The 23,346-nt window shown below is 74.4% G+C and carries 16 protein-coding genes; 5 read left to right on the forward strand and 11 right to left on the reverse strand.

The features are described from left to right. Positions 1-65: 65 nt before the first annotated feature. Positions 66-2,999, forward strand: coding sequence for an AfsR/SARP family transcriptional regulator (locus ACZ6Z8_RS21125; RefSeq protein WP_465611569.1), 2,934 nt, complete (start codon positions 66-68; stop codon positions 2,997-2,999). A gap of 80 nt (positions 3,000-3,079) precedes the next feature. On the opposite strand, the gene ACZ6Z8_RS21130 is transcribed toward ACZ6Z8_RS21125, so the two are convergent. The 7 genes from ACZ6Z8_RS21130 to ACZ6Z8_RS21160 all read right to left on the reverse strand — a co-directional run bounded on the left by ACZ6Z8_RS21130 (position 3,080) and on the right by ACZ6Z8_RS21160 (position 10,883). Beyond that, entirely contained in the window at positions 3,080-3,283 is a 204-nt protein-coding gene (locus ACZ6Z8_RS21130; RefSeq protein ID WP_465611570.1) for a hypothetical protein, read from the reverse strand. 134 nt (positions 3,284-3,417) lie between these two features. After that, positions 3,418-5,175 carry a hypothetical protein gene (locus tag ACZ6Z8_RS21135; RefSeq protein WP_465611571.1) on the reverse strand — a complete coding sequence of 586 codons (1,758 nt, stop codon included), beginning with the start codon at positions 5,173-5,175 and terminating at the stop codon, positions 3,418-3,420. A gap of 133 nt (positions 5,176-5,308) precedes the next feature. Next, a complete protein-coding gene (locus ACZ6Z8_RS21140) occupies positions 5,309-6,304 on the reverse strand; it encodes a 2-hydroxyacid dehydrogenase (RefSeq protein ID WP_465611572.1) in 996 nt (331 codons plus the stop codon). 144 nt (positions 6,305-6,448) lie between these two features. After that, entirely contained in the window at positions 6,449-7,474 is a 1,026-nt protein-coding gene (locus ACZ6Z8_RS21145) for a 6-phosphofructokinase (RefSeq protein WP_360237049.1), read from the reverse strand. 420 nt (positions 7,475-7,894) lie between these two features. After that, complete coding sequence (locus ACZ6Z8_RS21150; RefSeq protein WP_465611573.1) at positions 7,895-8,623, reverse strand: type 1 glutamine amidotransferase; 729 nt, start codon at positions 8,621-8,623, stop codon at positions 7,895-7,897. 46 nt (positions 8,624-8,669) lie between these two features. Then, positions 8,670-9,932: a MurT ligase domain-containing protein gene (locus tag ACZ6Z8_RS21155; protein ID WP_380413930.1), complete on the reverse strand. Its 1,263-nt coding sequence runs from the start codon at positions 9,930-9,932 to the stop codon at positions 8,670-8,672. Positions 9,933-10,193: 261 nt separating this feature from the next. Next, positions 10,194-10,883 carry a GNAT family N-acetyltransferase gene (locus tag ACZ6Z8_RS21160; protein ID WP_465611574.1) on the reverse strand — a complete coding sequence of 230 codons (690 nt, stop codon included), beginning with the start codon at positions 10,881-10,883 and terminating at the stop codon, positions 10,194-10,196. Positions 10,884-11,116: 233 nt separating this feature from the next. Here ACZ6Z8_RS21160 and ACZ6Z8_RS21165 point away from each other — a divergent pair, with 233 nt between their 5' ends. Together ACZ6Z8_RS21165 and ACZ6Z8_RS21170 are read left to right on the forward strand one after the other, a co-directional pair. After that, entirely contained in the window at positions 11,117-15,007 is a 3,891-nt protein-coding gene (locus ACZ6Z8_RS21165) for a non-ribosomal peptide synthetase family protein (RefSeq protein ID WP_465611575.1), read from the forward strand. A gap of 118 nt (positions 15,008-15,125) precedes the next feature. Then, the gene (locus ACZ6Z8_RS21170) at positions 15,126-15,371 is read left to right on the forward strand and encodes a hypothetical protein (RefSeq protein WP_465611576.1); all 246 of its coding nucleotides are present in this window, start codon (positions 15,126-15,128) and stop codon (positions 15,369-15,371) included. Positions 15,372-15,595: 224 nt separating this feature from the next. Here ACZ6Z8_RS21170 and ACZ6Z8_RS21175 read toward each other — a convergent pair whose 3' ends face one another. From ACZ6Z8_RS21175 to asnB, 4 genes are all read right to left on the reverse strand, one after another. Further along, complete coding sequence (locus ACZ6Z8_RS21175) at positions 15,596-16,021, reverse strand: hypothetical protein (RefSeq protein WP_465611577.1); 426 nt, start codon at positions 16,019-16,021, stop codon at positions 15,596-15,598. Between the two features lie 77 nt (positions 16,022-16,098). After that, positions 16,099-17,523, reverse strand: a complete 1,425-nt coding sequence (locus ACZ6Z8_RS21180) for a pyridoxal phosphate-dependent decarboxylase family protein (protein WP_465611578.1) — start codon at positions 17,521-17,523, stop codon at positions 16,099-16,101. 165 nt (positions 17,524-17,688) lie between these two features. Further along, a complete protein-coding gene (locus ACZ6Z8_RS21185) occupies positions 17,689-18,804 on the reverse strand; it encodes a hypothetical protein (RefSeq protein WP_465611579.1) in 1,116 nt (371 codons plus the stop codon). 273 nt (positions 18,805-19,077) lie between these two features. Then, a complete protein-coding gene (gene asnB, locus ACZ6Z8_RS21190) occupies positions 19,078-20,928 on the reverse strand; it encodes an asparagine synthase (glutamine-hydrolyzing) (RefSeq protein ID WP_465611580.1) in 1,851 nt (616 codons plus the stop codon). 194 nt (positions 20,929-21,122) lie between these two features. Here asnB and ACZ6Z8_RS21195 point away from each other — a divergent pair, with 194 nt between their 5' ends. Both ACZ6Z8_RS21195 and glmS read left to right on the forward strand, forming a co-directional pair. Then, on the forward strand, positions 21,123-21,398 hold the full coding sequence (locus ACZ6Z8_RS21195) for a hypothetical protein (RefSeq protein WP_465611581.1): 276 nt from the start codon (positions 21,123-21,125) through the stop codon (positions 21,396-21,398). Between the two features lie 104 nt (positions 21,399-21,502). Continuing rightward, positions 21,503-23,329, forward strand: coding sequence for a glutamine--fructose-6-phosphate transaminase (isomerizing) (glmS, locus tag ACZ6Z8_RS21200; protein WP_465611582.1), 1,827 nt, complete (start codon positions 21,503-21,505; stop codon positions 23,327-23,329). The last annotated feature ends 17 nt before the right edge of the window (positions 23,330-23,346 follow it).

The raw sequence follows: 23,346 nt of genomic DNA on the forward strand, positions 1-23,346 counted from the left end.
TCCTGGCAGAAAGTTCCGCCGTGTGTAAGGTGGACGAACTTTGTCGGGGGGCAGGGGGAACGGACGTGCTACAGGAGTGCGGGGCGCCGCGGTTGCGGTTCAGCCTGCTCGGGCCGCTCGGCATCGAGAACGAGGGACGGCCCGTTCCGCCCGGGCCGCCGCAGCAACAGGCCATGCTGGCCGTACTGCTGCTGCGGGCCGGCCGCGCCGTCACCCTGTACGAACTCCTCGGGGCGCTGTGGGGCGAGGACCCGCCGTCGTCCGCCGTGACGATTCTGCGGACCTACGCCTGGCGGATCCGCCAGCGGCTGGCGGCCCCGGACGGAGGCGATCCCGCGGTGCAGCTGCTCGCCTCGATCGGTGACGGCTACCGGCTGGCCGTACCGCCCGAGTCCGTGGACGCCCACCGGGCCGAACGGCTGGGTGAGGCGGCCGCCCGGGCCTGGCGACAGGGGGAACAGGAGGAGTGCGCCGCGCTGCTCGCCGACGCGCTGGCACTGTGGCAGGGTGAGCCGCTGGCCGGAGTGCCCGGGCCGCTCGCCGAGACCGAGCGCTCCCGCCTCGCCGAGCTGCGGTTGGCGCTGACGGAGCAGCGCTTCGCCGTCGACCTCACGCGCGGCCGGCATGACGCGCTGGTCGCCGACCTCACCGCGTTCGTCCGGGAGCACCCGCTGCGCGAGCGGGCCTCCGGCTTCCTGATGCAGGCCCTGTACGCAGCCGGGCGCCAGGCGGACGCGCTCGCCGTCTTCGCCCGCGCCCGGCGGACGCTGGACGCGGAGCTGGGACTCGCCCCCGGCCCGGAGCTGAGCGAGCTGCACGGCCGGATCCTGGCGGGCGATCCCGGGCTGCTGCCGTCGGCGGCCGTCGCCCCGTCGGCGGTGCGGGACGGCAGTGTCCGGCCCGCCCAACTCCCTCCGGACATATCGGACTTCAGCGGCCGCGCGGACGCCGTCCGACAGCTGGCCGAGGCCCTGACCGGGGCCGGCCGGGCCGCCCTCGCGGTGGTCTCGATCAGCGGCATGGGCGGTATCGGCAAGAGCACGCTGGCCGTCCGGGTCGCCCACTCCGTCCGGGACCACTACCCCGACGGCCAGCTCCACGCCGACCTGCGTGGCAGCAGCGGCGAACCCGCCGACGCCGGCGCCGTCCTCGGCAGCTTCCTCGCCGCGCTCGGCGTCGCCGCCGCCGAGCTGCCGCGAGCCGTCGAGGACCGCTCCCGGCTGCTGCGCAGCCTGCTCGACGGCCGCCGGGTGCTGCTCCTGCTCGACGACGCCCGGGACTTCGACCGGCTGCGGCCGCTGCTGCCGGGCTCCGCCGACTGCGCGGTGATCGTCACCAGCCGCACCCGGGTGCCCGGACTGTCCGCCCGCGCCCACGTCGACCTGGACGTCTTCGCCGCCGACGAGGCCCTCGAACTGCTGCGGCAGGTGGTCGGCGAGGACCGGCTCGCCGCCGAGCCCGCCGCCGCCGTGGAGCTGGTCGAGCTCTGCGGCGGACTGCCGCTGGCCGTACGGATCGTCGCCGCCCGCCTGGCGGCCCGTCCACGCTGGGCACTCGCCCGGCTGGTCGCCGCGCTCACCGACGAGCGCCACCGGATCGACCAGCTGCGGGTCGGCGGCCTGGCCGTGACCACCGTGTTCGAGCACGGCTACCGGCAGTTGAACGGAGTCCAGGCGTACGCCTTCCGCACCCTCGCGCCGTTCACCTGGCCCACGATCGCGCTGGACTCGGCGGCCGCCGCGCTCGGCCTGGGCCGGGAGGACGCGGAGGAGGTGCTGGAGTCCCTGGTGGACGCCGCGCTGCTGGAGTCGCCGCAGCCCGGCCGCTACCGCTACCACGAACTGCTGCGCAACTACGCCGAGCAGCGGCTGGCCGACCGCGGGCGGACGCAGGTGGCCGCCCGGCTGCTCCGCTTCCTGCTGGCCGGTGCCGTCGCGGCCTTTCAGTGGGGGGTGCCGGGGGACCCGGTCGGCACCACCTTCGCCGTCGAGGACGCCGCCCGGTTCAGTGACCTGGCCGAGGCCAGGGCCTGGCTGGTCCGGGAGTTCGACGGCATCGCCCACGCCATCGGGGTCGCGGTGCGGTCCGCCGCCGATCCCGCCCTGCTGGGCGTCGCCGCGGACCTGCTGGTCGCGTGCAGTGCCTTCGGACGGGACGTCCCGTCCGCCCGGCTCGGCTCGGTGGCCCGGGAGGTGGCCGAGGCCGCCGAACCGGCGGGGGACGACCGGGCGGCCGGCCGGGCCCGCTTCGTCTGCGGCAACGTGGCGCTCCAGGCCACCCGGCTCGACGAGGCCCGCGAGCACACCACCCGGGCCGCGGAGGCGTGCCGACGGGCCGACGACACCGTGATCCTCCGTCAGACCTGGAACGACCTGGGCGTCATCGCCCTGTTCCAGCAGCGTCACGCCGACGCGGTGCGCAGCTTCGACCGGGCGCTCCTGCTGGCCCGCAGCCTCGGCCACCGTTCCGGCGCGCTCGCCACCGCTCTGAACGCCGCCCTCGCCCGGCTGCGCAACGGCGACGCCGCGCAGGCGGTGGCGATCTGCGACGAGGAACTGCGCGCCCTGCGGGACGCGCCGGACAGCCACGGGGCCGCCCACGCGCTCGGGCTGCGCGGCCGGGCGCTGCACGAACTCGGCCGCCACGACGAGGCGTTGGCCACCTACGGGGAGTGCCTGGAACTGTGCCGGACCGCCCGGCTGCCCCGCCAGGAGGCGATGACCCGCTACCGGCGCGCCGACACCCTGCGTGCGGTCGGGCGGCTGGACGAGGCCTTGGCGCAGGCGCGGTCGGCGGTGGCCCACCTGGAGTCCGCGCGCGACGGCGAACGCGACCGGGCGTACGCCCTGGAGGTGCTGGCCCGGACGGAGGCCGAGCTCGGCGACCGGGCGGCGGCCGGGGAGCACGCCGCCCGGGCGTACGAGCTGCTGAGCGCGCTGGGGCTGCCGGAGGCGGCGGAGCTGCGGGAGTTCCGCGACCGGGTGCGGTCCGGGGGCTGAGCGCGGGGCGGCCGGTCAGCGCGAGCGGCGGAGGCCCGGGGACTTCAGGGCCTCCGCCGCTCGCGCTGTCGCCGGACGGATCAGGCCTGCTGGGGCGGCACCACCACGGAGGCGATGGTGTTCCACTCCGCGGGGTTCGGCTTGGTGTTCGAGCCGCCGGCCTGGTGGGTGGACGCCGGGGCGGGGGAGGCCGCGCCGGCCGTGGCGGAGAACAGGGCCGCACCGGCGGCGAGGCCCAGCAGGAGAACGGCGGCACGCTTGGCGGCGGACGGAACGAGGCTCATCGGGGCTCCTGATCGGTCGGGAGGCGCACGGCGTGTGCGCGCCCGCTCAGCTTCCCAGGCGCCGGTTGACGAACAATCAACGCCTTCGGTTCGCGCCCCGCCGCACCGGGAGGCCGAGCACCGGCCGGGCCCGGTCAGTCACGGAGCAGCACCACCCGGGTGAGGTCGGGCAGGACGGCGGTCGCCAGTGGATCGCGGTCCAGCGGGACGGCGACGGCCCGCAGGCCGGTGGTGGCCCGCAGGGCGGCGGCCAGGGCCGCCAGGCCGGTGCGCGGGGCCGCCGGGTCGGCGCCCGGGGCGTCCGAGCGCTGCGCGGCGGCGGCCACGGGCACGAGCGCGGTGATCCCCGGCACCGTCCCGGGCCGGTACGCGGGCTGCCCCTCCCTCCTGGACTGCCGGGCCAGCAGCGCGCGTTCGGCCGAGCGGGCGACCGCCTCGGCCAGGTCGCGTCCGGCGGCGGCGACGGTCTCGGCGCCGGGGCCCTGCCCGGCGGGCCCGAGCCGGGTGGCGCAGGCAGGCACGCCGGTCACCGTCGTGAGGTCGTACAGCGCGGGCTCGCCGACCGTTTCGAGCAGCCGCAGCAGGTGGCCGGTGCGGGGGTCGGCCGCGAAGTCCGTCGGGTCCAGTGCGGTGATCCGCCCGGCCGGGTGGGCGGGCAGCGCGAGCAGCGCCTCGACCTGGTCGGCGAGGCCGTGCCAGTGCGCCTCCGCGGGGGACCGGCCGCCGGCCGCACCGCGCAGCCGGGTCCCGGGAGCGCGCTCCGGGAACGCCGCGGAGGCCGGGATCAGCACCGTCCGTCCGTCGGCCAGGTCCACGCCCTCGACGGCGGCCCGGCCCTCGTCGGCGGTCCGGCAGGCGGCGGCGTCCGCCGCGTAGGCCGCCAGGCCGGCCAGCACGGCCGCGAGCCGGGCCTCGTCCGCTTCCAGGCCCGAGCCGATGGCCGGCGCGTCCAGCGGTCCGCCCCGGTAGCCGTGCGGGACGGCGCGGCAGACCCGGAGCGGCGACTGGGCGAAGTCCGCCTCGTCGACCGCGCCGAGCAGGCCGGTCCGGGCGTCGACGACGCGTGCCGCGCGGGTGAGCAGGTCCGCGCCGGGGTCCCCGGAGGGCGTCGGGTCGGCGCCCCCGGTACGGAGGCCGGCGGTGACGGCCGCCGGGTGGGGGAGGGCCGGGTGCCGGGAGTCGGCGAGGGTGTGCAGGTCGGTGCGGGACAGTACGGGGTCGGCGGAGGAGCCGGGCGCGGGCGGCGGGTCGTCCGGACCGGTCAGGGCGCGGAACAGGCCGAGGACCAGCCGGTCGGCGAGCAGGCCGGGGTCGGCACCGCCCAGCGGCACCGGCCGGGCGTCCGCGGAGGGCGGCAGCAGCCGGTGCCAGCCGGCCGCCGCGGCCCGGGCCCGGGTGGGCCCGTACCAGACCTCGTCGTCGGCCACCAGCAGCTGGGCGGGCGTCAGACCGGCGGCGGCGCAGTGCTCCGCGGTCGCGATCAGCGCCCGGCGCGCGGTCTCGAAGTCCCCGCGTACCGTGCGGACCTGCAGCACGGCCCCGGTGTGCGGCACGCCCGGCACGTCGGGGGCGTCGGCCCCGTCCGTCAGGTGCACCCACTGGTCCGGGTCGCGCCGCTCCTGCTCCGCGGCCCGGCTCAGCTCGGCGAACCGGGACGGCTCGGCGACCACCTCGATGTCCCGGCAGCCGGTCCTCAGCAGCGCCCGCAGCACCGCGACGCGCAGCGGCTCGTCGGCGAGCAGCCGCACCCGGGTGTCGCGGTAGCGCCGGAAGCGGTGTTCGGGGGAGTCGGGTGCGTAGCGCAGGGACGCGATCTCCGGTGCGTACTCGGGGAGTTCGCGCTCACCGGGGCCGGGTCGGTGGTCCCGGGGGGAGAGCAGCTGGGAGTCCATGGTGAGGGTCCTCCTGCCTGGATCCGTCGGATCCGTTCGGCCGACGGGAAGGACCTTCCCAGGTGCTGATCTACAGCCGATATACGCGGCCGCCCGCACCCGCACCCGCACCCGGACCGTGCACCGGATCCGTTCATGCCTTCGGCACCAGGACGTTCGCACTGCGCCGGCCCGCGGCGAAGTCGTCGATGTTGCGGGCGGTGGCGTCGATGATCTGGCCGACGGCGGTGTGGGTGAAGTAGGCCTGGTGGCTGGTGACCAGGACCTGGGGGAAGGTGACCAGGCGGGCGAGGGTGTCGTCGGTGATGCCGTGGATGGAGCGGTCGGTGAAGAAGACCCCGGTCTCCTCCTCGTAGACGTCCAGGCCGACGCCGGAGAGGCGTCCGGCGCGCAGGGTCTCGACCAGGGCGGCGCTGTCGATGAGGCCGCCGCGGCTGGAGTTGATGAGGATGGCGTCGTCCTTCATCCGGGCGAGGGCGGCGGTGTCGATGAGGTGGTGGGTGGCCGGGACGAGGGGGACGTGCAGGCTGATCAGGTCGGCGCGGGACAGGAGTTCGGGCAACTCGGTGTAGTGCATGCCGAGTTGGCGGCAGGCCGGGTTCTCGGCGATGTCCCAGCCGAGCAGTTCGGTGCCGAAGCCGGCCGCGATCCGGGTGAAGCACTCGCCGATCTTGCCGGTGCCGATCACCCCGACGGTCATCCCGTGGACGTCCCGGCCGAGCAGTCCGTCCAGGCGGAAGTCGAACTCGCGGGTGCGGTTGGCGGCACGGGTGAGGCGGCGGTTGACGGCGAGGGCGAGGGCCCAGGCGTGCTCGGCGACGGCGTACGGGCTGTAGTGGGAGACCCGGGCGACGGTGAGGCCGAGGTCGGCGGCGGCCTCCAGGTCGATGTTGTTGAAGCCGGTGGAACGCTGGGCGATCAGCTTGGTGCCGCCGGCGGCCAGCAGGGTGAGCGTCTCGGCGTCCAGCACGGCGTTGACGCTGCTGCTGACGGCCGGGGCCCCGGCGGCGAGCGGGGCGGTGTCGCGGTTGAGGAACACGTCCAGGCAGCGCAGCCCGTGCCGGCCGGCGAAGGCCCGTTCCAGCAGCGGCCGTTCGTCGGCCTGCACTCCGTACGCCAGGATCTCCATGGGCCGTCGTCCCTCCGGTGGGCTCCCGGGGCGGGTGGCACGCGCCCCGGCCCACGCTAACCGGCGGGCGGCGGGACCGCCCGCCGGGCGTGCGGGAGCCCCCGGCCGGGCGACCGGGGGTTCCCGCACGCGGACGGCCGACGCTCAGAGGACCGTCTCGGCCTCCTGGTAGCGCTCCTGCGGGACGGTCTTCAGCTCGGCGACCGCCTCGGCCAGCGGCACCAGGTTGATGTTGGTGCCCTGCAGAGCGGTGATGTGTCCGAAGGCGCCCTTGTGGACGGCCTCGACGGCGTGCCAGCCGAAGCGGGTGGCGAGCACCCGGTCGTAGGCCGTCGGAGTGCCGCCGCGCTGGGTGTGACCGAGGATCACCGGGCGGGCCTCCTTGCCGAGGCGGTGCTCCAGCTCGCGGGAGAGCTGGGTGGCGATGCCGGTGAAGCGCTCGTGGCCGTAGATGTCCTTGGTGCCCTCCTCCCAGTGCATGGTGCCGGGCTCGGGCTTGGCGCCCTCGGCGCAGACCACGATGGCGAACTTCTTCTGCCGGTCGAAGCGCTCGCGGACGACGGCGGTGAGCTTCTCGATGTGGAACGGGCGCTCCGGGACGACGATGGCGTGGGCGCCGGCCGCCATGCCCGCGTTCAGCGCGATCCAGCCGGTGTGCCGGCCCATGACCTCGACGACCATGACCCGCTGGTGGGACTCCGCGGTGGTCTTCAGCCGGTCCAGGGCCTCGGTGGCGACGGACACGGCGGTGTCGAAGCCGAAGGTCACGTCGGTGGCGGCGATGTCGTTGTCGATGGTCTTCGGCACGCCGACGATCGGCAGGCCCGCGTCGCTCATCAGCTTGGCGGCCTTCAGGGTGCCTTCGCCGCCGATCGGGATCACCGCGTCCAGGCCGAGGTCCGAGCAGTACTTCTTGGCCCGCTCGACGCCGTCGCGCAGGTGGCTCGGCTGCACCCGGGAGGAGCCGAGGATGGTGCCGCCCTGGGCGAGGATGCCGCTCACCGAGTCCAGGGTCAGGGGGCGGTGGTGCCCTTCCAGGAAACCGCGCCAACCGTCCTCGAACCCGATGATCTCGTCGCCGTGGTCGACCACCCCCCGGTGCACCACGGAACGGATCACCGCGTTCAGGCCGGGGCAGTCACCGCCACTGGTCAGCACTCCGATACGCATTAGCTTTGCAACTCCCGAGCAGAACCGAGGAACGGCCGGACCACAGGCTGGGACGACGAGCCGACACCGTAACGAGGCGTTCCCACACCGGGATGGCGGGGAGGTGGCCGCGGGGTGAAGGACCGGCCGATCCGGACAGAAGGTCCGAAAACGGCCGTGAAGTCGAGCATACGGCCCCTGGTCCGGCCGGGCAGGAGCCGACGCGGGGGCGGCGCCGTCGGCGCCCCCGCGCGGAATTGCGGCCTGCTGCCGAGGAGGGTGTGCAGCCGGCAGCCCCATTGTCGTACGTCCGGGGCCGCCCGCGGGCCGGGTGACCGCATCGCGGGCACCCGGGCGGGCGTCCGGTCGTACGACGCGGGGTGCGTCGTTGGGGTACTACCGCGGTACTCACCGCGTACTACCGCGTGCTACCGCCCGGTACTACGCGGGGCGCGTCGCGGCGGCGATGCGCTCGGCGCGCAGCGCGTCGTACCAGGTGGTGTCGGCCGGCGGCAGGGCGTTGACGTCCAGCGCCAGCCGGATCAGCATGTCGGCGACGGCGGGATTGCGGGCCAGCACCGGACCGTGCATGTAGGTGCCGAAGACGGTGTCCCGCCAGGCGCCTTCGGTGCCGTCGCCGGTGCCGTTGCCCCGGCCGACGGTGACGGTCGCGAACGGCTGGGCGCCCTGGCCGAGGTGGGTGACGCCCTGGTGGTTCTCGAAGCCGGTCAGCTGCGGCAGTCCGAGGCGCGGGTCGATGTCGGCCAGCACGTCGCCGACGCAGCGGGCGCCCTCGCCGCGGGTGGTCCAGACGTCCAGCAGGCCGAGGCCCTGCTCGCGCTCGCCGAGGTCGTTGACGAACTCGTGGCCCATGATCTGGAAACCGGCGCAGACGCCGAAGATGATCGCGCCGTTCTCGGCGGCCCGCACCAGGCCGCTGTCGGCGCGCAGCCGCTCGGCGGCCAGCCGCTGCGGACGGTCCTCGCCGCCGCCGATCAGGTAGATGTCCCCGCTGGTGGGGATCGCCTGGTCGGACCGGACGTCGATCCGGGTCACGTTGAGGTGGCGCTGGCGGGCCCGGCGCTCCACGACCAGGGCGTTGCCCCGGTCGCCGTAGGTGCTGAGCAGGTCGGGGTAGACCCAGACCACGCGCAGGCTGCTCTCACTCATCCTCGAAGGCCTTCCGTCACGAAAAGACTGGTGTGCGGGCGCGGCATCAGCCGGCCACGACCTTCCGCAGCTGCTGGAAGGCGGTGTAGTTGGCGATGGCCTCGATCCGGCCGGGCGGGGCCATCCGGACGGCCTGCTCCAGGGTGTCCACCACGTGGAACTGCAGTCCGGCGACCTCCAGGCGGACGGCCAGGTCCAGCTTGCGCTGGCCCATCACGAAGACGGGGTGCCCGGCGAGGCGCTCGTAGTCGACGTCCCACAGCCAGGAGGTGTCGGTGCCGTCGGCGTCGAGGGCGTTGACCGAGAGCAGGACCGGGGCCGGCGGGCCGTCGATCAGCGAGAACGTCTCCAGCCAGCCGGCCGGGTTCTTGGCGAGCAGCAGTCGGATGTCCCGGCCCTGGTACTGGACCACGTCGTAGCGGCCGGCCACGGCGGTCACCGAACGCATCCGCTCCAGCGCGACCTGCGGGGAGACGCCGAACACGGCGGCGACGGCGGCCGAGCTGGTGGCGTTGGCCAGGTTGGCCCGGCCGGGCAGCTGCAGCTGGATCGGCCAGGCGCCGCGCTGCGGGTCGATCACGTGGGTGCCCTGGAGCGCCCAGTGCGGGTTGGGGCGCCGGAAGCCGCACTCCTGGCAGAACCAGTCGTCGCCCGGGCGCTGCATCACACCGCCGCACGCGGGGCAGGACCAGGCGTCCTCCTTCCAGGCCTGTCCGGCGGCCACCCAGACCACCTTCTTGCAGGAGGAGGCGGCCCAGGTCACCAGCGGGTCGTCGGCGTTGGCGATGACCACGGCCTCGGTGTCCTGGAGGCCCTCGCGCCACTTCTCCGCCATCATGCGGGTCTCGGCGGCGCGGTCGAGCTGGTCGCGGGAGAGGTTGAGCAGGGCGATCGCCTTGGGGTGGGTGTCGCGGGCGACCGTCGCCAGGTACTTCTCGTCGACCTCGATCACGCCGAAGCGGGCGTCCGTGCCACCGGCCAGCGCGGAGGTGATGCCGGCCGGCATGTTGGCGCCCAGGGCGTTGGAGACCACCGGGCCGGCGGCGCGCAGCGCCTCGGCGATCAGGCGGGTGGTGGTGGTCTTGCCGTTGGTCGCGCTGACCAGGACGACGTCGAGGTGGTCGGCGAGGGTGGCGAGCAGATCGGGGTCGAGCCTGAGGGCGACCTTGCCGCCGATCACCGAGCCGCTTCCGCGACCGGCCTTGCGGGACACGGCGGCGGCGACCTTGCCGGCCGTGACCGCGATCTTGGCGCGGGCCGGCAGCGAGGCGTCGCGTGCGCCTGTGGGCTCCGATTCGGTGCCTGCCATGCTCAGTGGTTCCTCCTTGCTGCGGCACCGCCCGGTGGCCGGATAACGGGCCGTCGGGCGGCGGGGACGGGGTCAGCCTACCGACTCCGTCGCCCGACCGGACGATCCGGATCCCGCGCCGCCTGCTGCGACGCGGCCGCGGGGGCCACTGACGGCCCGTCAAGAACGGCGGTGTACGGAGGGACCTTCGTTCCCCCGGGGACGCTCCGCCGCCGGTCCCGGGTTCCCGGGGCATCCGGTGAGGATGTGGTGAAGAAATGATCAGCGGCCCGGGAAGGGTGCGGGGGCGGCCGCGGCGCCGGCGGCCAGGGTGGCGGTGATCACCAGGGTGCCGTCCTCGGCGCGGAAGTCCAGCGGCGCCGCCAGCCGGCGCATCGCGGCGATCAGCCCGGCGTTGGCGGCCTGGGTCACCGCGTACACCGTGCCGATCCCGGTCGCCCGGGCCGTCGCGGTCAGCCGCCGCAGCAGGGCCAGGCCCAGCCCGCGCCGCTGCCAGGCGTCCTCGACCAGGACGGCCAGCTCCGCCTCCCCGTCGTCCCACATCAGGTGCCCGAGCGCGAGGACCTGCCCGTCCGGGGCGGCCACGACCAGGCTGCGGCCGTGCCGCGGGTCCAGCAGGTGGTCCAGGTAGCGGCCGGCGTCCCGGACCGGCCCGTGGTAGCGCAGCCGCAGCGCGGCGGGGGAGCAGCGGCGGTGCATCGCCAGGGCCGCCGCCTTGTCGGCCGGTCCGGCCGGGCGCAGCACCAGCCCGGTCCCGTCCGGCAGGGACAGCCGGGACGCCGCCTCCCCGGCCCGCGCGGCCGGGGCCGGGTGCGGGCGGGCCGGCCGGTACGGACCGCCGGCGGGCCCGGGCAGCCGGGCGCCCTGGGTCTCGGGCGCCGCGCACCTGCGGTTCGACCTGCGGAAGGGCCGGTGCCAGAGCCGTTCGAGGCGAGTGCGGGATGCCGTCATGGGGCCGACGCTACCGAGAGCTCGCTTCCGGCCGGTTACGTGATCGTGAACGCACGAATGCCCGCGGGTGCGCGCGGCCGCCCCACCGGGACGACCCCGTCACAGGTCCAGACCGGTGCCTCATGCGGCCGGGACAGCGGGCGGCCGACGGTGGAGTCCGTGCCCGGCGCTCCTGGTGAGCAGGCCCGCCGGGGACCGTACGTCCACGAATCCCACGCACCTGAGGCCTTCCCATGCGCGACACCACCGCCGTCCCCACCACCTCCGCCGCCGCCGACGCCGCCACCCTCCCGCACGCCCGCCGGGCCCCGGCCGGCACCGCGCTGACCGGACTGCTCGACCGGCAGGTCCGCACCCGGCCCGCCTCCCCGGCCGTGGTGGGCGAGGACGACCACCTCTCCTTCCTTGAGCTGTCCGAGCGGGCCCGCGGCCTGGCCGCGGGGCTGCGCGAACTCGGCGCCGGGCCGGACGGCTGCGTCGGCCTGTACGTCGAACCCTCCGTCGACCTGATCGCCGGGGCCTGGGGCGTCCTGTACGCCGGGGCCGGCTACCTGCCGCTGTCGCCCGAGTACCCCGAGGACCGGCTCCGCTACATGATCGAGGACAGCGACACCCGGATCGTCCTCACCCAGGAGCACCTGCGCGACCGGCTGGCCGCACTGGTCCCGGCCGGCACCGCGATCCTCACCTTCGAGGAGGCGCCGACGGTCCACGACCGCACCGACGGGAGCGGTCCGGTGCCGGAGTCGCTGGCCTACGTGATCTACACCTCCGGCAGCACCGGCCGCCCCAAGGGCGTGCAGATCGAGCACGGCGCGGTGGTCTCCCAGCTGCGCTGGATGCTCACCGCCGGGCACCTCGACCCCGGGGTCACCGTGCTGCAGAAGACCCCGATGAGCTTCGACGCCGCCCAGTGGGAGATCCTCGCCCCGGCCGTCGGCGCCCGGGTGGTGGCGGGCACGCCCGGCCTGTACCGGGACCCGGCGGCGCTGGTCGCCGCCGTCCGCCGGCACGGGGTGAGCGCGCTGCAGTGCGTGCCGACCCTGCTGCAGGCCCTGCTGGACACCGAGGGCTTCACCGACTGCACCGGCCTGACCAGGCTGTTCTCCGGCGGCGAGGCGCTCTCGCTGCGGCTGGCCCGGGAGCTGGGCGGCGCGCTGCCCTGGGCCTCGCTGGTCAACCTCTACGGCCCGACCGAGTGCACCATCAACGCCACCGCGCACGTGGTCGACCCGGCCGCGCTCGGCGAGGGCGCCGGCTCGGTGCCGATCGGGCGGCCGGTGGACAACACCCAGTGCTACGTCCTGGACGAGCGGCTGGCCCCGGTCGGCCTCGGGGACGTCGGCGAGCTGTACATCGGCGGCGTCCAGCTGGCCCGCGGCTACCTGCACCGGCCCGAGCTGACCGCCGAGCGCTTCGTGCCGTCCCCGTTCGCCCCGGCCGAGAAGCTGTACCGCACCGGCGACCTGGTGCACTGGAACCTGGACGGCACCCTCCAGTTCGCCGGCCGGGTCGACAATCAGGTCAAGCTGCGCGGCTACCGGGTCGAACTGGACGAGATCGCCCGGGCGATCGAGGAGCACACCTGGGTCCGCCGCTCGGCCGCCGTCGTCACCGGCGATGAGCGCACCGGCCACCAGGACCTGGTCGCCTGCGTCGAGCTCAACCCGCGCGAGGCCGCCCTGATGGACCAGGGCAACCACGGCGGCCACCACCAGTCCAAGGCCAGCCGGCTGCAGGTCAGGGCCCAGCTGTCCGACCCCGGCGTGCGCGACCCGGCCCAGCTGGCCGGGCGGCCCAAGGTCGAACTGCCCGGCCGGCGCGAGGGCGAGGCCCAGCGCCGGGATGTGTTCGCCCGCAAGACCTACCGCTTCTACGACGGAGGCCCGGTCACCCGCGAGGACCTCACCGCGCTGCTCGCCCCCCGCCCGGCCGGCCCCTTCGGGCGCGCACTCGGCCTGCTGAGCTTCCCCGAACTCGGCCACCTGCTGCGCTGGTTCGGCCAGTTCCACAGTGAGGAGCGGCTGCTGCCCAAGTACGCCTACGCCTCGCCCGGCGCGCTGTACGCGACCCAGCTCTACCTGGAGACCGGCGGCCTGGACGGGCTGGCGGCCGGGCTGTACTACTACCACCCGGTCGAGCACGGCCTGATCCGGATCGGGGACGCCACCACCGGCGCGGAGCCGTACCTGACGCTGCACTTCTCCGGGAAGACCGGCGCGATCGAGCCGGTGTACCGGAACAACATCCGCGAGGTGCTGGAGTTCGAGACCGGCCACATGCTGGGCGTCCTGGAGGAGGTGCTGCCCCAGTACGGGCTGGAGGTGCGCCCGCTCGGCTTCGAACCGGCCGTCAAGCGGCGGCTGGACGTCGCCGAGGAGGACCACTACCTGGGCAGCTTCACCGTCGACCGCAACCGCGGCCGGGCGCCGCAGGAGCACACCGAGCTGTACGTCCAGGCCCACGAGGACCGGGTGGACGGCCTGCCGGCCGGCCTCTACCGGTACGCCGACGGCGAGTTGACCCGGGTCGCGGACGAGGTGGTGGAGTCCCGGCAGGTCATCGCGATCAACCAGGCGGTGTACGCCCGGGCCGCGTTCGGCATCACCGCGGTGAGCCGCGGCTGCGCCGACTGGCTGGAGTACGTCGCGCTCGGCAGCAAGCTGCACCACCTCCAGCGCAACGGCCTCGGTCTGGGCTTCATGTCCTCCGGCTACAGCTCCAGGTCCGGCCACCCGCTGCCCGCGGCGCGCCGGATCGACGGGATCCTCGACTCGCTCGGCATCGCCGCCGGCCCGTCGTACTTCTTCCTCGGCGGCAGGGTGAGCGAGGAGCAGATCCGCAGCGAGGGCATGCACGAGGACACCGTGCACATGAAGGGACCGGCCGAGATCATCAAGGACGAGCTCGCCAACCTGCTGCCCGACTACATGCTGCCCAACCGGGTGCTGATCGTCGACGCCCTGCCGCTCACCGCGAACGGCAAGGTCGATCTCAAGGTCCTCGCCGCCTCCGAGGCCGTCCGCACGGCCGGGGCCCGCAGCGAGTACGTCGCCCCGCGCACCGAGCACGAGCGACGGCTGGCCGAGGTCTGGGGGCAGGCGCTGAAGTACGAGGAGGTGTCGGTGGCGGACGAGTTCTTCGCCGTCGGGGGCAACTCGCTGATCGCCGTCGCGCTGGTCAACCGGGTCAACCGCGAGTTCGGGACCTCGCTGCCGCTCCAGGTGGTGTTCGAGTGTCCGCGGCTGGGCGACCTGGCGGCGCGGATCGCGGACGCCGCCGCCGCGGGCGCGGGCGCCGACGCGGCCGGGGCCTCCCGGCTGGTGCCGCTGCGGACGGGGGAGCGGGGCCGGCCGGTGTTCTGCTGGCCCGGGCTGGGCGGCTACCCGATGAACCTGCGGCTGCTCGGCCGGGAGGCGAGCGACGGGCGCGCCTTCTACGGCGTCCAGGCGTACGGCATCAACGAGGGCGAGACCCCGTACGCCACCATCCGGGAGACGGCCGCCGCCGACGTCGCCGAGCTGCGCCGGGTGCAGCCGGAGGGCCCGTACACGCTGTGGGGCTACTCCTTCGGCGCCCGGGTCGCCTTCGAGGCGGCCTGGCAGCTGGAGCGGGCCGGCCACGAGGTCGCGGACGTCCTGCTGATCTGCCCGGGCAACCCGGAGGTCCGCCGGGCCGACGGGCGGCGGCACGGCCGCGAGGCCTCGTACGCCGACCCCGGGTACGTGACCGTCCTGTTCTCGGTGTTCGCGGGCGCGATCAGCGGGCCCGAGCTGGAACGCTGCCTGGCCGAGACCGTCGACGAGGACACCTTCGTGGCGTGCGTGCACCGGATGCTGCCCGCGCTGGGCGAGGAGGTGATCCGCCGGATCACCCGGATCGTGGGCGGGACGTACGAGTTCGAGTACAGCTTCCGCGAGCTGGCCGAGCGGCGGCTGGCGGCGCCGGTGACCGTCTTCAAGGCCTCGGGCGACGACTACTCGTTCATCGAGGGCAGCACCGGCTACTCGGCCGCCCCGCCCACCGTGGTGGAACTGGCCGGGGACCACTACGGGGTGCTGAAGGAGCACGGGGTGCTCGAACTCGCCGCCGCCATCCGGGCGGTGGCACGGAGCGCGGCCTGACCGGGTCTTGACCGGACACGCTCACGGATGGCCCAGGGTCCGTGACCGTGGGAGCCCCTTCGGATAGGGATGGCTCGGCTTCTCCGCCGAACCCATCCCGATCCGAAGGGGCTCCCCGATGTCCGTGAAGAACTCCGCACTCGCCGCCGTCTGTTGTGCCCTGCTGCTGGCCGCGCCGATGGCCCTCGCCCAGTCGGCCGCCGCCGGCACCAGCGTCAACAGCACCAGCAACACCGGAAACAACGGCCCCAAGACCCCCGAGGAGGCGGCCACCTGCAGAGCCGTGACCGGCGCCCTGCTCGGGGGCTTCGGCAGCATGCTGGGCAACGCGGTGTGCGTGATCCAGCCCGCGACCCGGGGCTGAGCGGACGGGAACGGACCGGCGGCGGATGCCTGCTCAGGCACCCGCCGCCGGTCCGTCGTGTTCGGCCCCCGGCTGCTGCCGGATCCCGGTGATGGACGCGGGCGAGTCGGGTGCCGACCTGTCATCCGGCGATCCGGTGGACATCTGTCTGCGCGAAGGAGCCGACACGGCGGACATGGAGAACGAGCAGCCGTCCGGCCGACCAGGGCTGAGCCCCGTCCGGGTCAGGCGATCCGGGTCGGGACGTCCTGGAGGCTGTGGCCGCTGCTGGTGAGGAGGGCGGTCAGGGCGGTCGGGGTGAAGGTGTGCGGCGTGCGGAGGAAGAGTTCGTCGGCCGCCGGGTGGGGGTGGAACGAGAGCAGCGTGATCCGGTGCTCGGCGAGGGTGGCGGCGGTGTGGGCGAGCGCCGTGGTGCGCACCCGCCACAGGACGGTCGGGGGAGGGGCGTGCGGGGACCACCAGGCGTGCAGCAGGGCGGCGGCGAGCAGCGCGACGGCGGAGCCGGCGAGGACGACCGGGCCGTCGGAACCGTGGAGGACGACCTTCGCGATCAGGTCGGCCGCGGTGACGGAGAGGAAGGCGGCGGCGAGCTCGACGGTGTCGCGGCGCCAGCGGCGGGCGCGGTGGAGGGAAGGCTTCGTGTGCTCCATGGCCTCCACCGTGCCCGAGCGGTGTTTCCTGATCGCGAAGCGGCCGTGACCTGGTGGTTAAGACCCACCACGGTGTGTTACGGCAGCAGCGTGCGGGCGGCGGCCTTCACCTCGGCGAGCAGGAGGTGGAGGTCCTCCTCGGTGGTCGTGGCGTTGAGCAGGCAGGCGCGGAGCATCTCCCGCCCGTCGAACCGGGCGCCGGTGACGAAGACCCGGCCGCGCCGCTGGACGGCGACCGGCAGGTCGCGGTTGAGGGCGTTCAGTCCGGCCCCGTCCAGTCCGGGGGCCCGGTGGCGGAACGCGACGATGGAGGTCTGCACCTCCGCCAGCAGCTCCAACTCCTCGTCGGCCTCGACGAGTTCACCGAGCCGTCGGGCGAGGGCGGTGCAGCGGGCGATGTCCCGGGCGAGGCCGGTGCGGCCGCGGTGGGCGATGGTGGCCCAGACCTTGAGGGCGCGGAACGGGCGGGTCTGCTCGGTGCCGTACTCGGAGAACCAGCCGAGCGCCCCGGCTGCCTCGTCGCGCAGGTAGGACGGGACGAGGCTGAAGGCGGCGCGCAGTTCGCCGGCGTCGCGGACCAGCGCGCAGCCGCAGTCGACCGGGACGCCGAGCCACTTGTGCGGGTCCAGGGCGAGCGAGTCGGCGCGCTCCAGCCCGGCGTAGCGGTGGGCGATCGCGGGGTCGAGGCGGCCGAAGGCGCCGTACGCCCCGTCCACGTGCAGCCACAGGCCCTGCTCCTCGCAGAGGTCGGCGATCGGGCCGAACTCGTCCACGGCACCGGTGCCGACGGTGCCGGCCGAGGCGACGACCAGGAAGGGCAGCAGTCCGGCCGCGCGGTCGCGCTCGACGGCCGCCCGCAGCTCGGCGGGGTCGAGCCGTCCGTCGGGGCCGGTGGCGACGGTGCGCAGGTGCCTGCTGCCGAGGCCGAGGAGTTCGGCGGCCTTGCGGACGCAGGAGTGGGTCTCGCCGGTGGCGTAGCCGACCAGCGGCGGCAGCCCGGCCAGGCCGTCCTCGCGGACGTCGTGCCCGGCCCGGCGGGCGGCCCGGTTGCGGGCCGCGGCGAGGCAGACGATGGTCGCCATCGAGGTGCCGGAGGTGAGCAGCCCGCCGCCGGCCGGGTGCGGGAAGCCGACCAGTTCGGCGATCCAGCGGACGACGGCGCGTTCCAGGTGGACGTCGGCGTGGTCGCCGCCGGCCGAGCTGGGGTTCATCGCGGCGGCGGCGAGGGCGGCGAGTACCCCGGCGGGGGCCGGGGCGGAGTTGACCCAGCCGAAGAAACGCGGGTGGCCGTTGCCCATGGGGTGAGGGAGGACGTCCCGCTCGACGGCGGCCAGCAGTTCGCCGAGCGGGCGGCCCTCGGCGGGCAGCGGGGCGTCGAGCAGGGCCTGCCGGGCCTCGTCGCCCATCGGCTGCCAGACCGGGCGGGCGGGCAGCTCGGCGAGGTAGTCGGAGACCAGGTCGGCGGTGGCGCGGGCGGCGCTGCGGAAGTCCTCGGTGGTCATGGCGTGCTCCGGGGAGGCCGTGGGTGGGACCGGGCCGGGCGCGGCTTCCTCGACGCGACCCTGATCGGGCGATGGTCGGGTGATCCTACGCAAGCGGGCCCGCGCCGTGCGGCGCGGGCCCAGCAGCTGGGACGGGGACGACCGGTTCGCCGACCGGTCCGGCGGTCAGTCCAGCGAGCCGGACAGACCGCCCGCCGAACGGCAGTACCCCTGCATCTCCTTGTTGGTGATCTTCGCGCAGAGCCGCCCGGCCGCCCCGCCGTCCGTGTAGTTGACCGTGTAGTAGCTGACCAGCCCCTCCGCGCAGGCCTTGCGCTGCCAGCCGTCGGCGGCGGTGGCGCACTGCTGGGCGGCCCAGTCCTCGCGGTCCAGGTTGTACTTCATGGTCCGCGAGCCGACGCCCCGGCTGCAGTCCACAGCCCCGCCGTTGGCCTTGCCGTTGAGGCACCACTTGAGGGCGTCGGCGTAGACCTCGGGGTGGTTCGGGTAGTCGTGCGAGGACAGGTAGAAGGTCGGGGCGTAGAAGTAGCAGGCGGACTGGAACAGCGACGGCTGGTCCTTGCACGGGTACAGCGGGTCCTGGGCGAGCTTGTCGGCGGGCAGGTTGGCCTTGGCCTGCTCGTCCTCCTCGTCCGGGCCGAAGAGCTGCATGAACAGGCCCTCGGAGCAGCGGATCCGGTTCTGTTCGGTGGTGAACTTGTTGCACAGGTCGCGGGCCTTGGCGACGTCCTGCTTGGCGACGAACATCGTGCCGTGGCCGACGCCGTGGATGCAGGGGCCGGTGTTCTTGGGCGCGCACAGCTTGAGCAGGTCCACCTCGGGCTGGGTGGAGGCGTTGAGCATCTCCTCGACCGCGCCGTGCAGGTAGCCGGCCGCGCAGGTCTCGTGCGGGAAGGAGATGACCTTCTGGAAGTCCTCGTGGTAGCGCTTGACCGCCGCGTGGCCGAGCTCGTGCGCGATCGGGTGGCAGAAGCGCACGGTGTACGGCTTCTCCTTGGTGATCCTGTCGAGGTCGGCGAGGGCGACGCCGGGGTCGGTGGCGTCCATCTCGGCCATCATCTTGTTGCGCAGCGTCGAGCGGGTCCACACCGCCGGGTCCCCGGTCGGGGTGGCGCCCGCCCCGCCGACGGCCGGCCGGGCGCTCGCACCGCCTCCCGGCGCGGTCGAGGAGGCCGGGGCCGTGTCGGCCGCCGCGGGCGACCAGTCGGTGACGGCCACCGAGCACAGGCCCAGGACGCCCAGGAGCAGGGCGGTGAGAATCGCGAAGAATCGCGGCTGCATGACGGGATCCCCCGGCGGATCGAGGTGAACGGTTCGCTCCCATCCTGACGGCACGGGAGGCGGGATTCCGCGTTTTCGCCCGCCATTCGGGAGGTGTCGGCGACGCTACCGCATCGCCCGTACGCCCCGACGCGCCGGGCCGGTTCCGGGTGATCGTGCGTCAGCGGCGGTGCCGGGAGACCGACCGCCGGCCGGGGGCGCCGGTTCCGGCCGTTCACCCGGACGGCGCAACGGCCCGCCCGGGTGGGCCGTTGCGCCGTCCGGATCGGGGCGTCAGAGCTCCAGGGTCACCGGGTACTCCGTGAGCCAGGCGTCGAGGTCCAGCGCGAGGTCGACGGCCAGCCGCACGGACTGCGGGTCGGTGTCCGGGGCCAGCGCGTCGGTGAGGCGCCGGCGGTCGAGCAGGTCGAGGGCCGGGGACTTCCGCCCGGCGGCGAGCCGGGCGAGTTCGGAGCGCAGCTGCGCCGGGTAGAGCGGGTCCATCGACACCGGGTACGGGCTCTTCACCCGGTCGGCGACCTCGGCCGGCAGCACGTCCCGGACGGCGGCGCGCAGCAGGCTCTTCTCCCGGCCGTCGAAGGACTTCATCGCCCACGGCGTGTTGAAGACGTACTGGACCAGCCGGTGGTCGCAGAAGGGCACCCGGACCTCCAGGCCGTTGGCCATGCTCATCCGGTCCTTGCGGTCGAGCAGGATGCAGACGAAGCGGGTCAGGTTGAGGTACGAGATCTCGCGCATCCGCCGCTCCAGCGGGTCGGCGGTGTCCAGGTGCGGGACCTCGGCGAGCGCCTCCCGGTACTGGGCCCGGCGGTAGCCCTCCAGGTCGAGCTTGCGCAGCAGGTCGGCGTCGAGCAGCCGCTCGCGCGGGGCGGAGCCGGAGCCGGCGATGGCGGCGACGGTGGCGGCCCAGGGGAAGTCGTCGGTGGCGACGGTCATGGGATCGTGGAACCAGCGGTAGCCGCCGAAGAGTTCGTCCGCGGACTCGCCGGACAGCGCGACGGTGGAGTGGCGGCGCACGTACCGGAAGAGCAGCAGCAGCGAGACGTCCATGTCGCCGACGCCGTTGGGCAGGTCGCGGGCGCGCACCGTCGCGGTGCGCAGGGCCGGGTCGGCGAGCTCGGCGGCGTCCAGCTCGATCACGCTGTGGTCGGCGCCGACGTGGTCGGCGAGCAGCCGGGCGAAGGGGCCGTCCTGGGACTGCCGGACCGGGTCGGCGTGGACGTCCTGCGGCTGCCCGGCGAAGCCCACCGCGAAGGAGCGCACCGGGCCGGCGCCGGCGGCGGCCAGCGTCCCGGCGGCGAGGGCGGTGACGGCGCTGGAGTCCAGGCCGCCGGAGAGCAGTGAGCAGAGCGGCACGTCCGCGTCCAGCTGGCGGTGGACGATGTCTTCCAGCAGCGCCCGGACGGTGGCGATCGTCGACTCCAGGCTGTCGGCGTGCTCGCGCGCCTCCAGCGCCCAGTAGCGGCGCACCGAGAGGCCGCCGCGGCGCACCCGCACCACGTGCCCGGGCCGGACCTCCAGGACGTCCCGGTACGGGGTGAGGCCGGGGGTGCGGGTGTGGGCGAGCAGTTCGCGCAGCCCGTCCAGGTCGACCACGGCGCGGACCGAGGGGTGGGCCAGGACCGCCTTCATCTCGGAGCCGAAAACCACGCCGTCGGGGGTGGGGTGGTAGTACAGCGGCTTGACGCCCATCCGGTCGCGCACCAGCAGCAGTTCCTCGCGCCGGGCGTCCCAGACCGCGAAGGCGAACATGCCGTTCAGCCGCTCGGCCAGGCCCTCGCCCCACTCCAGGTAGGCGTGCAGCACGACCTCGGTGTCGCTGCGGGTGCGGAAGCGGTGCCCGGCCGCCTCCAGTTCGGCGCGCAGCTCGCGGTGGTTGTAGACCTCGCCGCTGTAGCTGAGCACGGCCAGCGGGCGGCCGTCGTGCTCGACGGCCATCGGCTGGAGGCCGCCCTCGATGTCGATCACCGCGAGCCGGCGGTGGCCGAGCGCGGCGTGCGGCTCCAGGCGGACGCCCCCGGCGTCGGGGCCGCGGCAGACCTGGGTGGCCGTCATCGTGTCGAGGACGTTCCGTTCGGCGGTCAGGTCGCGGTCGTAGGCGACCCATCCGGTGATCCCGCACATCAGCAAGCCCTCCGGTCTTCGGCGAGGTGTGCCGGAGATCACGCTAAGGGCGGAGTCGGCGCGGCATCAAGAGCCTGTCGGGGAGGTGGCGGGAGGGGGTCCTGGGGGTTATCTGGGCCGAAAGTCGTGAAGTCTGCCCGATATCGGGCAGGATCTTTGGCTTCGGTGAGCGGCGCGACCTAGAGTCTTCCTTCGTGCCGAACTCACCCCACCCCCACGAAGACCTCCTCGCCCACCTCGCCCGGACCAGCCCGCTCGGGCCCCGGGAAGCGGCGCGGGTCGTGGCGGAGGTGCTGGCGTACTTCTCCGAGACCACCGAGGAGTACGTCCGTCGCCGTCACGGCGAGCTCCAGGCCCGAGGCCTCACCAACGAACGGATCTTCGCCCGGCTCGCCGAGGAACTGCCCGCCCGCCGCGTCGCGGCGCCGGAACTCTCGGCCCGTCAGCTGCGCCGGATCGTCTACGGCTGAGTCCGGGCCGGTTGAGTCCGGGCCGGCTGAGTTCGGGCCGGCTGAGTCCGGGCTGCGGTTGAGCCCGGCGCGTTCCCTGTCCCTATTTCTGGAGGAGCCCACGCATGTGCGGAATCGTGGCCTACATCGGCCCCAAGGACGCGACCCCCTTCCTGCTGGAGGGACTGGCCCGGCTGGAGTACCGCGGCTACGACTCGGCCGGCGTCGCCGTCGCCGGGCGCACCGGCGGGCTCAAGCTCCGCAAGGTCAAGGGCCGGGTCGCCGACCTCGCCGCCGCCGTACCGGCCCGCTTCAAGGGCGGCACCGGCATCGGCCACACCCGCTGGGCCACCCACGGCGTCCCCAGTGACGCCAACGCCCATCCGCACCTGGACAACGCCGAGCGGATCGCCGTCGTCCACAACGGCATCATCGAGAACGCCGACGAGCTGCGCGCCAGGCTGTCCTCCGACGGCGCCGTGTTCCGCTCCGAGACCGACACCGAGGTGCTCTCGCACCTGATCGCCGCCCACACCGCCGAGGGCGTCGAACTGGAGGACGCCGTCCGCGCCGCGCTCGGCCTGGTCGTCGGCACCTACGGGATCGCCGTGCTGGACGCCGAGCAGCCGGACCGGATCGTGGTCGCCCGCAACGGCAGCCCGATCGTCCTCGGCATCGGCGAGAAGGAGATGTTCGCCGCCTCGGACGTCTCCGCGCTGGTCCGCTACACCCGCCAGGTCGTGCACCTGGAGGACGGCGAGCTCGCCACCGTCCGGGCCGACGGCTTCCGCACCTTCACCGCCGACGCCCGCACCACCCACCGCCAGCCGTCCACCGTCGACTGGGAGATCGACTCCTTCGACACCGGCGGCTACGAGCACTACCTGCTCAAGGAGATCCACGAGCAGCCCGGTTCGGTCGAGCGCACCCTCAGCGGCCGGCTCGACGAGCGCTTCAGCACCGCCCACCTCGGCGGACTCAACCTGGACGCCCGGGAGCTGCGGGAGATCCGCCGGGTGAAGATCCTCGGCTGCGGTTCCGCCTACTACGCGGGCGAGATGGGCGCCCAGCTGATCGAGGAGCTGGCCCGGATCCCCGCGCACAGCGAGCCCGCCTCGGAGTTCCGCTACCGCAACCCGGTGATCGAGGCCGACACCCTGTACGTCGCGGTCAGCCAGTCCGGCGAGACCTACGACACGCTTGCCGCCGTCCAGGAGATCAAGCGCAAGGGCGGCCGGGTGCTCGGCGTCGTCAACACCGTGGGCAGCGCGATCGCCCGCGAGTGCGACGGCGGCATCTACCTGCACGCCGGGCCCGAGGTCTCCGTCGCCTCCACCAAGGCGTTCACCTCCACCGTGGTCGCCTTCGCCCTGCTCGCCCTGCACTTCGGCCGCATCCACGACCTCTCGCCCGCCGACGGCCGCCGGATCGTCGCCGCCCTCCAGGCGCTGCCCGACCAGATCCGCGAGGTGCTCGACCAGAGCGAGGCGATCGCGAAGCTGGCCGCCGAGTACGCCGACTCCACCGGCATGATGTTCATCGGCCGGGTCCGCGGCTACCCGGTGGCCCGCGAGGGTGCGCAGAAGCTCAAGGAGATCTCCTACGTCCACGCCGAGGCCTACCCGGCGAGCGAGCTCAAGCACGGCCCGCTGGCCCTGATCAGCCCCGAACTGCCCACCGTGGCCCTGGTTCCGGACGACGAGCTGCTCGACAAGAACCTCACCACCCTCGGCGAGATCAAGGCCCGCTCCGGCCGGGTCATCGCCGTCGCCCACCGGCGACCGGAGGACAAGCTCGTCGACCACTGCATCCTGGTGCCCAAGAGCGAGCCCGAGCTGGACCCGCTGCTCCTCAACATCCCGCTCCAGCTGCTCGCCTACCACGCGGCGGTCGCCCTCGGCCGGGACGTGGACAGGCCGCGGAACCTGGCGAAGAGCGTGACGGTCGAGTAAGTCCCGCTCCGGGTGGG

Source organism: Kitasatospora sp. NPDC101108 (assembly GCF_055584725.1).

Coding starts and splice junctions, on each gene's coding strand:
- ACZ6Z8_RS21155 (WP_380413930.1), bottom strand. CDS start 9,932: ATGGCAGGCACCGAATCGGAGCCCACAGGCGCACGCGACGCCTCGCTG.
- ACZ6Z8_RS21150 (WP_465611573.1), bottom strand. CDS start 8,623: ATGAGTGAGAGCAGCCTGCGCGTGGTCTGGGTCTACCCCGACCTGCTC.
- asnB (WP_465611580.1), bottom strand. CDS start 20,928: ATGTGCGGGATCACCGGATGGGTCGCCTACGACCGCGACCTGACCGCC.
- ACZ6Z8_RS21165 (WP_465611575.1), top strand. CDS start 11,117: ATGCGCGACACCACCGCCGTCCCCACCACCTCCGCCGCCGCCGACGCC.
- ACZ6Z8_RS21175 (WP_465611577.1), bottom strand. CDS start 16,021: ATGGAGCACACGAAGCCTTCCCTCCACCGCGCCCGCCGCTGGCGCCGC.
- ACZ6Z8_RS21140 (WP_465611572.1), bottom strand. CDS start 6,304: ATGGAGATCCTGGCGTACGGAGTGCAGGCCGACGAACGGCCGCTGCTG.
- glmS (WP_465611582.1), top strand. CDS start 21,503: ATGTGCGGAATCGTGGCCTACATCGGCCCCAAGGACGCGACCCCCTTC.
- ACZ6Z8_RS21170 (WP_465611576.1), top strand. CDS start 15,126: ATGTCCGTGAAGAACTCCGCACTCGCCGCCGTCTGTTGTGCCCTGCTG.
- ACZ6Z8_RS21145 (WP_360237049.1), bottom strand. CDS start 7,474: ATGCGTATCGGAGTGCTGACCAGTGGCGGTGACTGCCCCGGCCTGAAC.
- ACZ6Z8_RS21130 (WP_465611570.1), bottom strand. CDS start 3,283: ATGAGCCTCGTTCCGTCCGCCGCCAAGCGTGCCGCCGTTCTCCTGCTG.
- ACZ6Z8_RS21185 (WP_465611579.1), bottom strand. CDS start 18,804: ATGCAGCCGCGATTCTTCGCGATTCTCACCGCCCTGCTCCTGGGCGTC.
- ACZ6Z8_RS21160 (WP_465611574.1), bottom strand. CDS start 10,883: ATGACGGCATCCCGCACTCGCCTCGAACGGCTCTGGCACCGGCCCTTC.
- ACZ6Z8_RS21135 (WP_465611571.1), bottom strand. CDS start 5,175: ATGGACTCCCAGCTGCTCTCCCCCCGGGACCACCGACCCGGCCCCGGT.
- ACZ6Z8_RS21180 (WP_465611578.1), bottom strand. CDS start 17,523: ATGACCACCGAGGACTTCCGCAGCGCCGCCCGCGCCACCGCCGACCTG.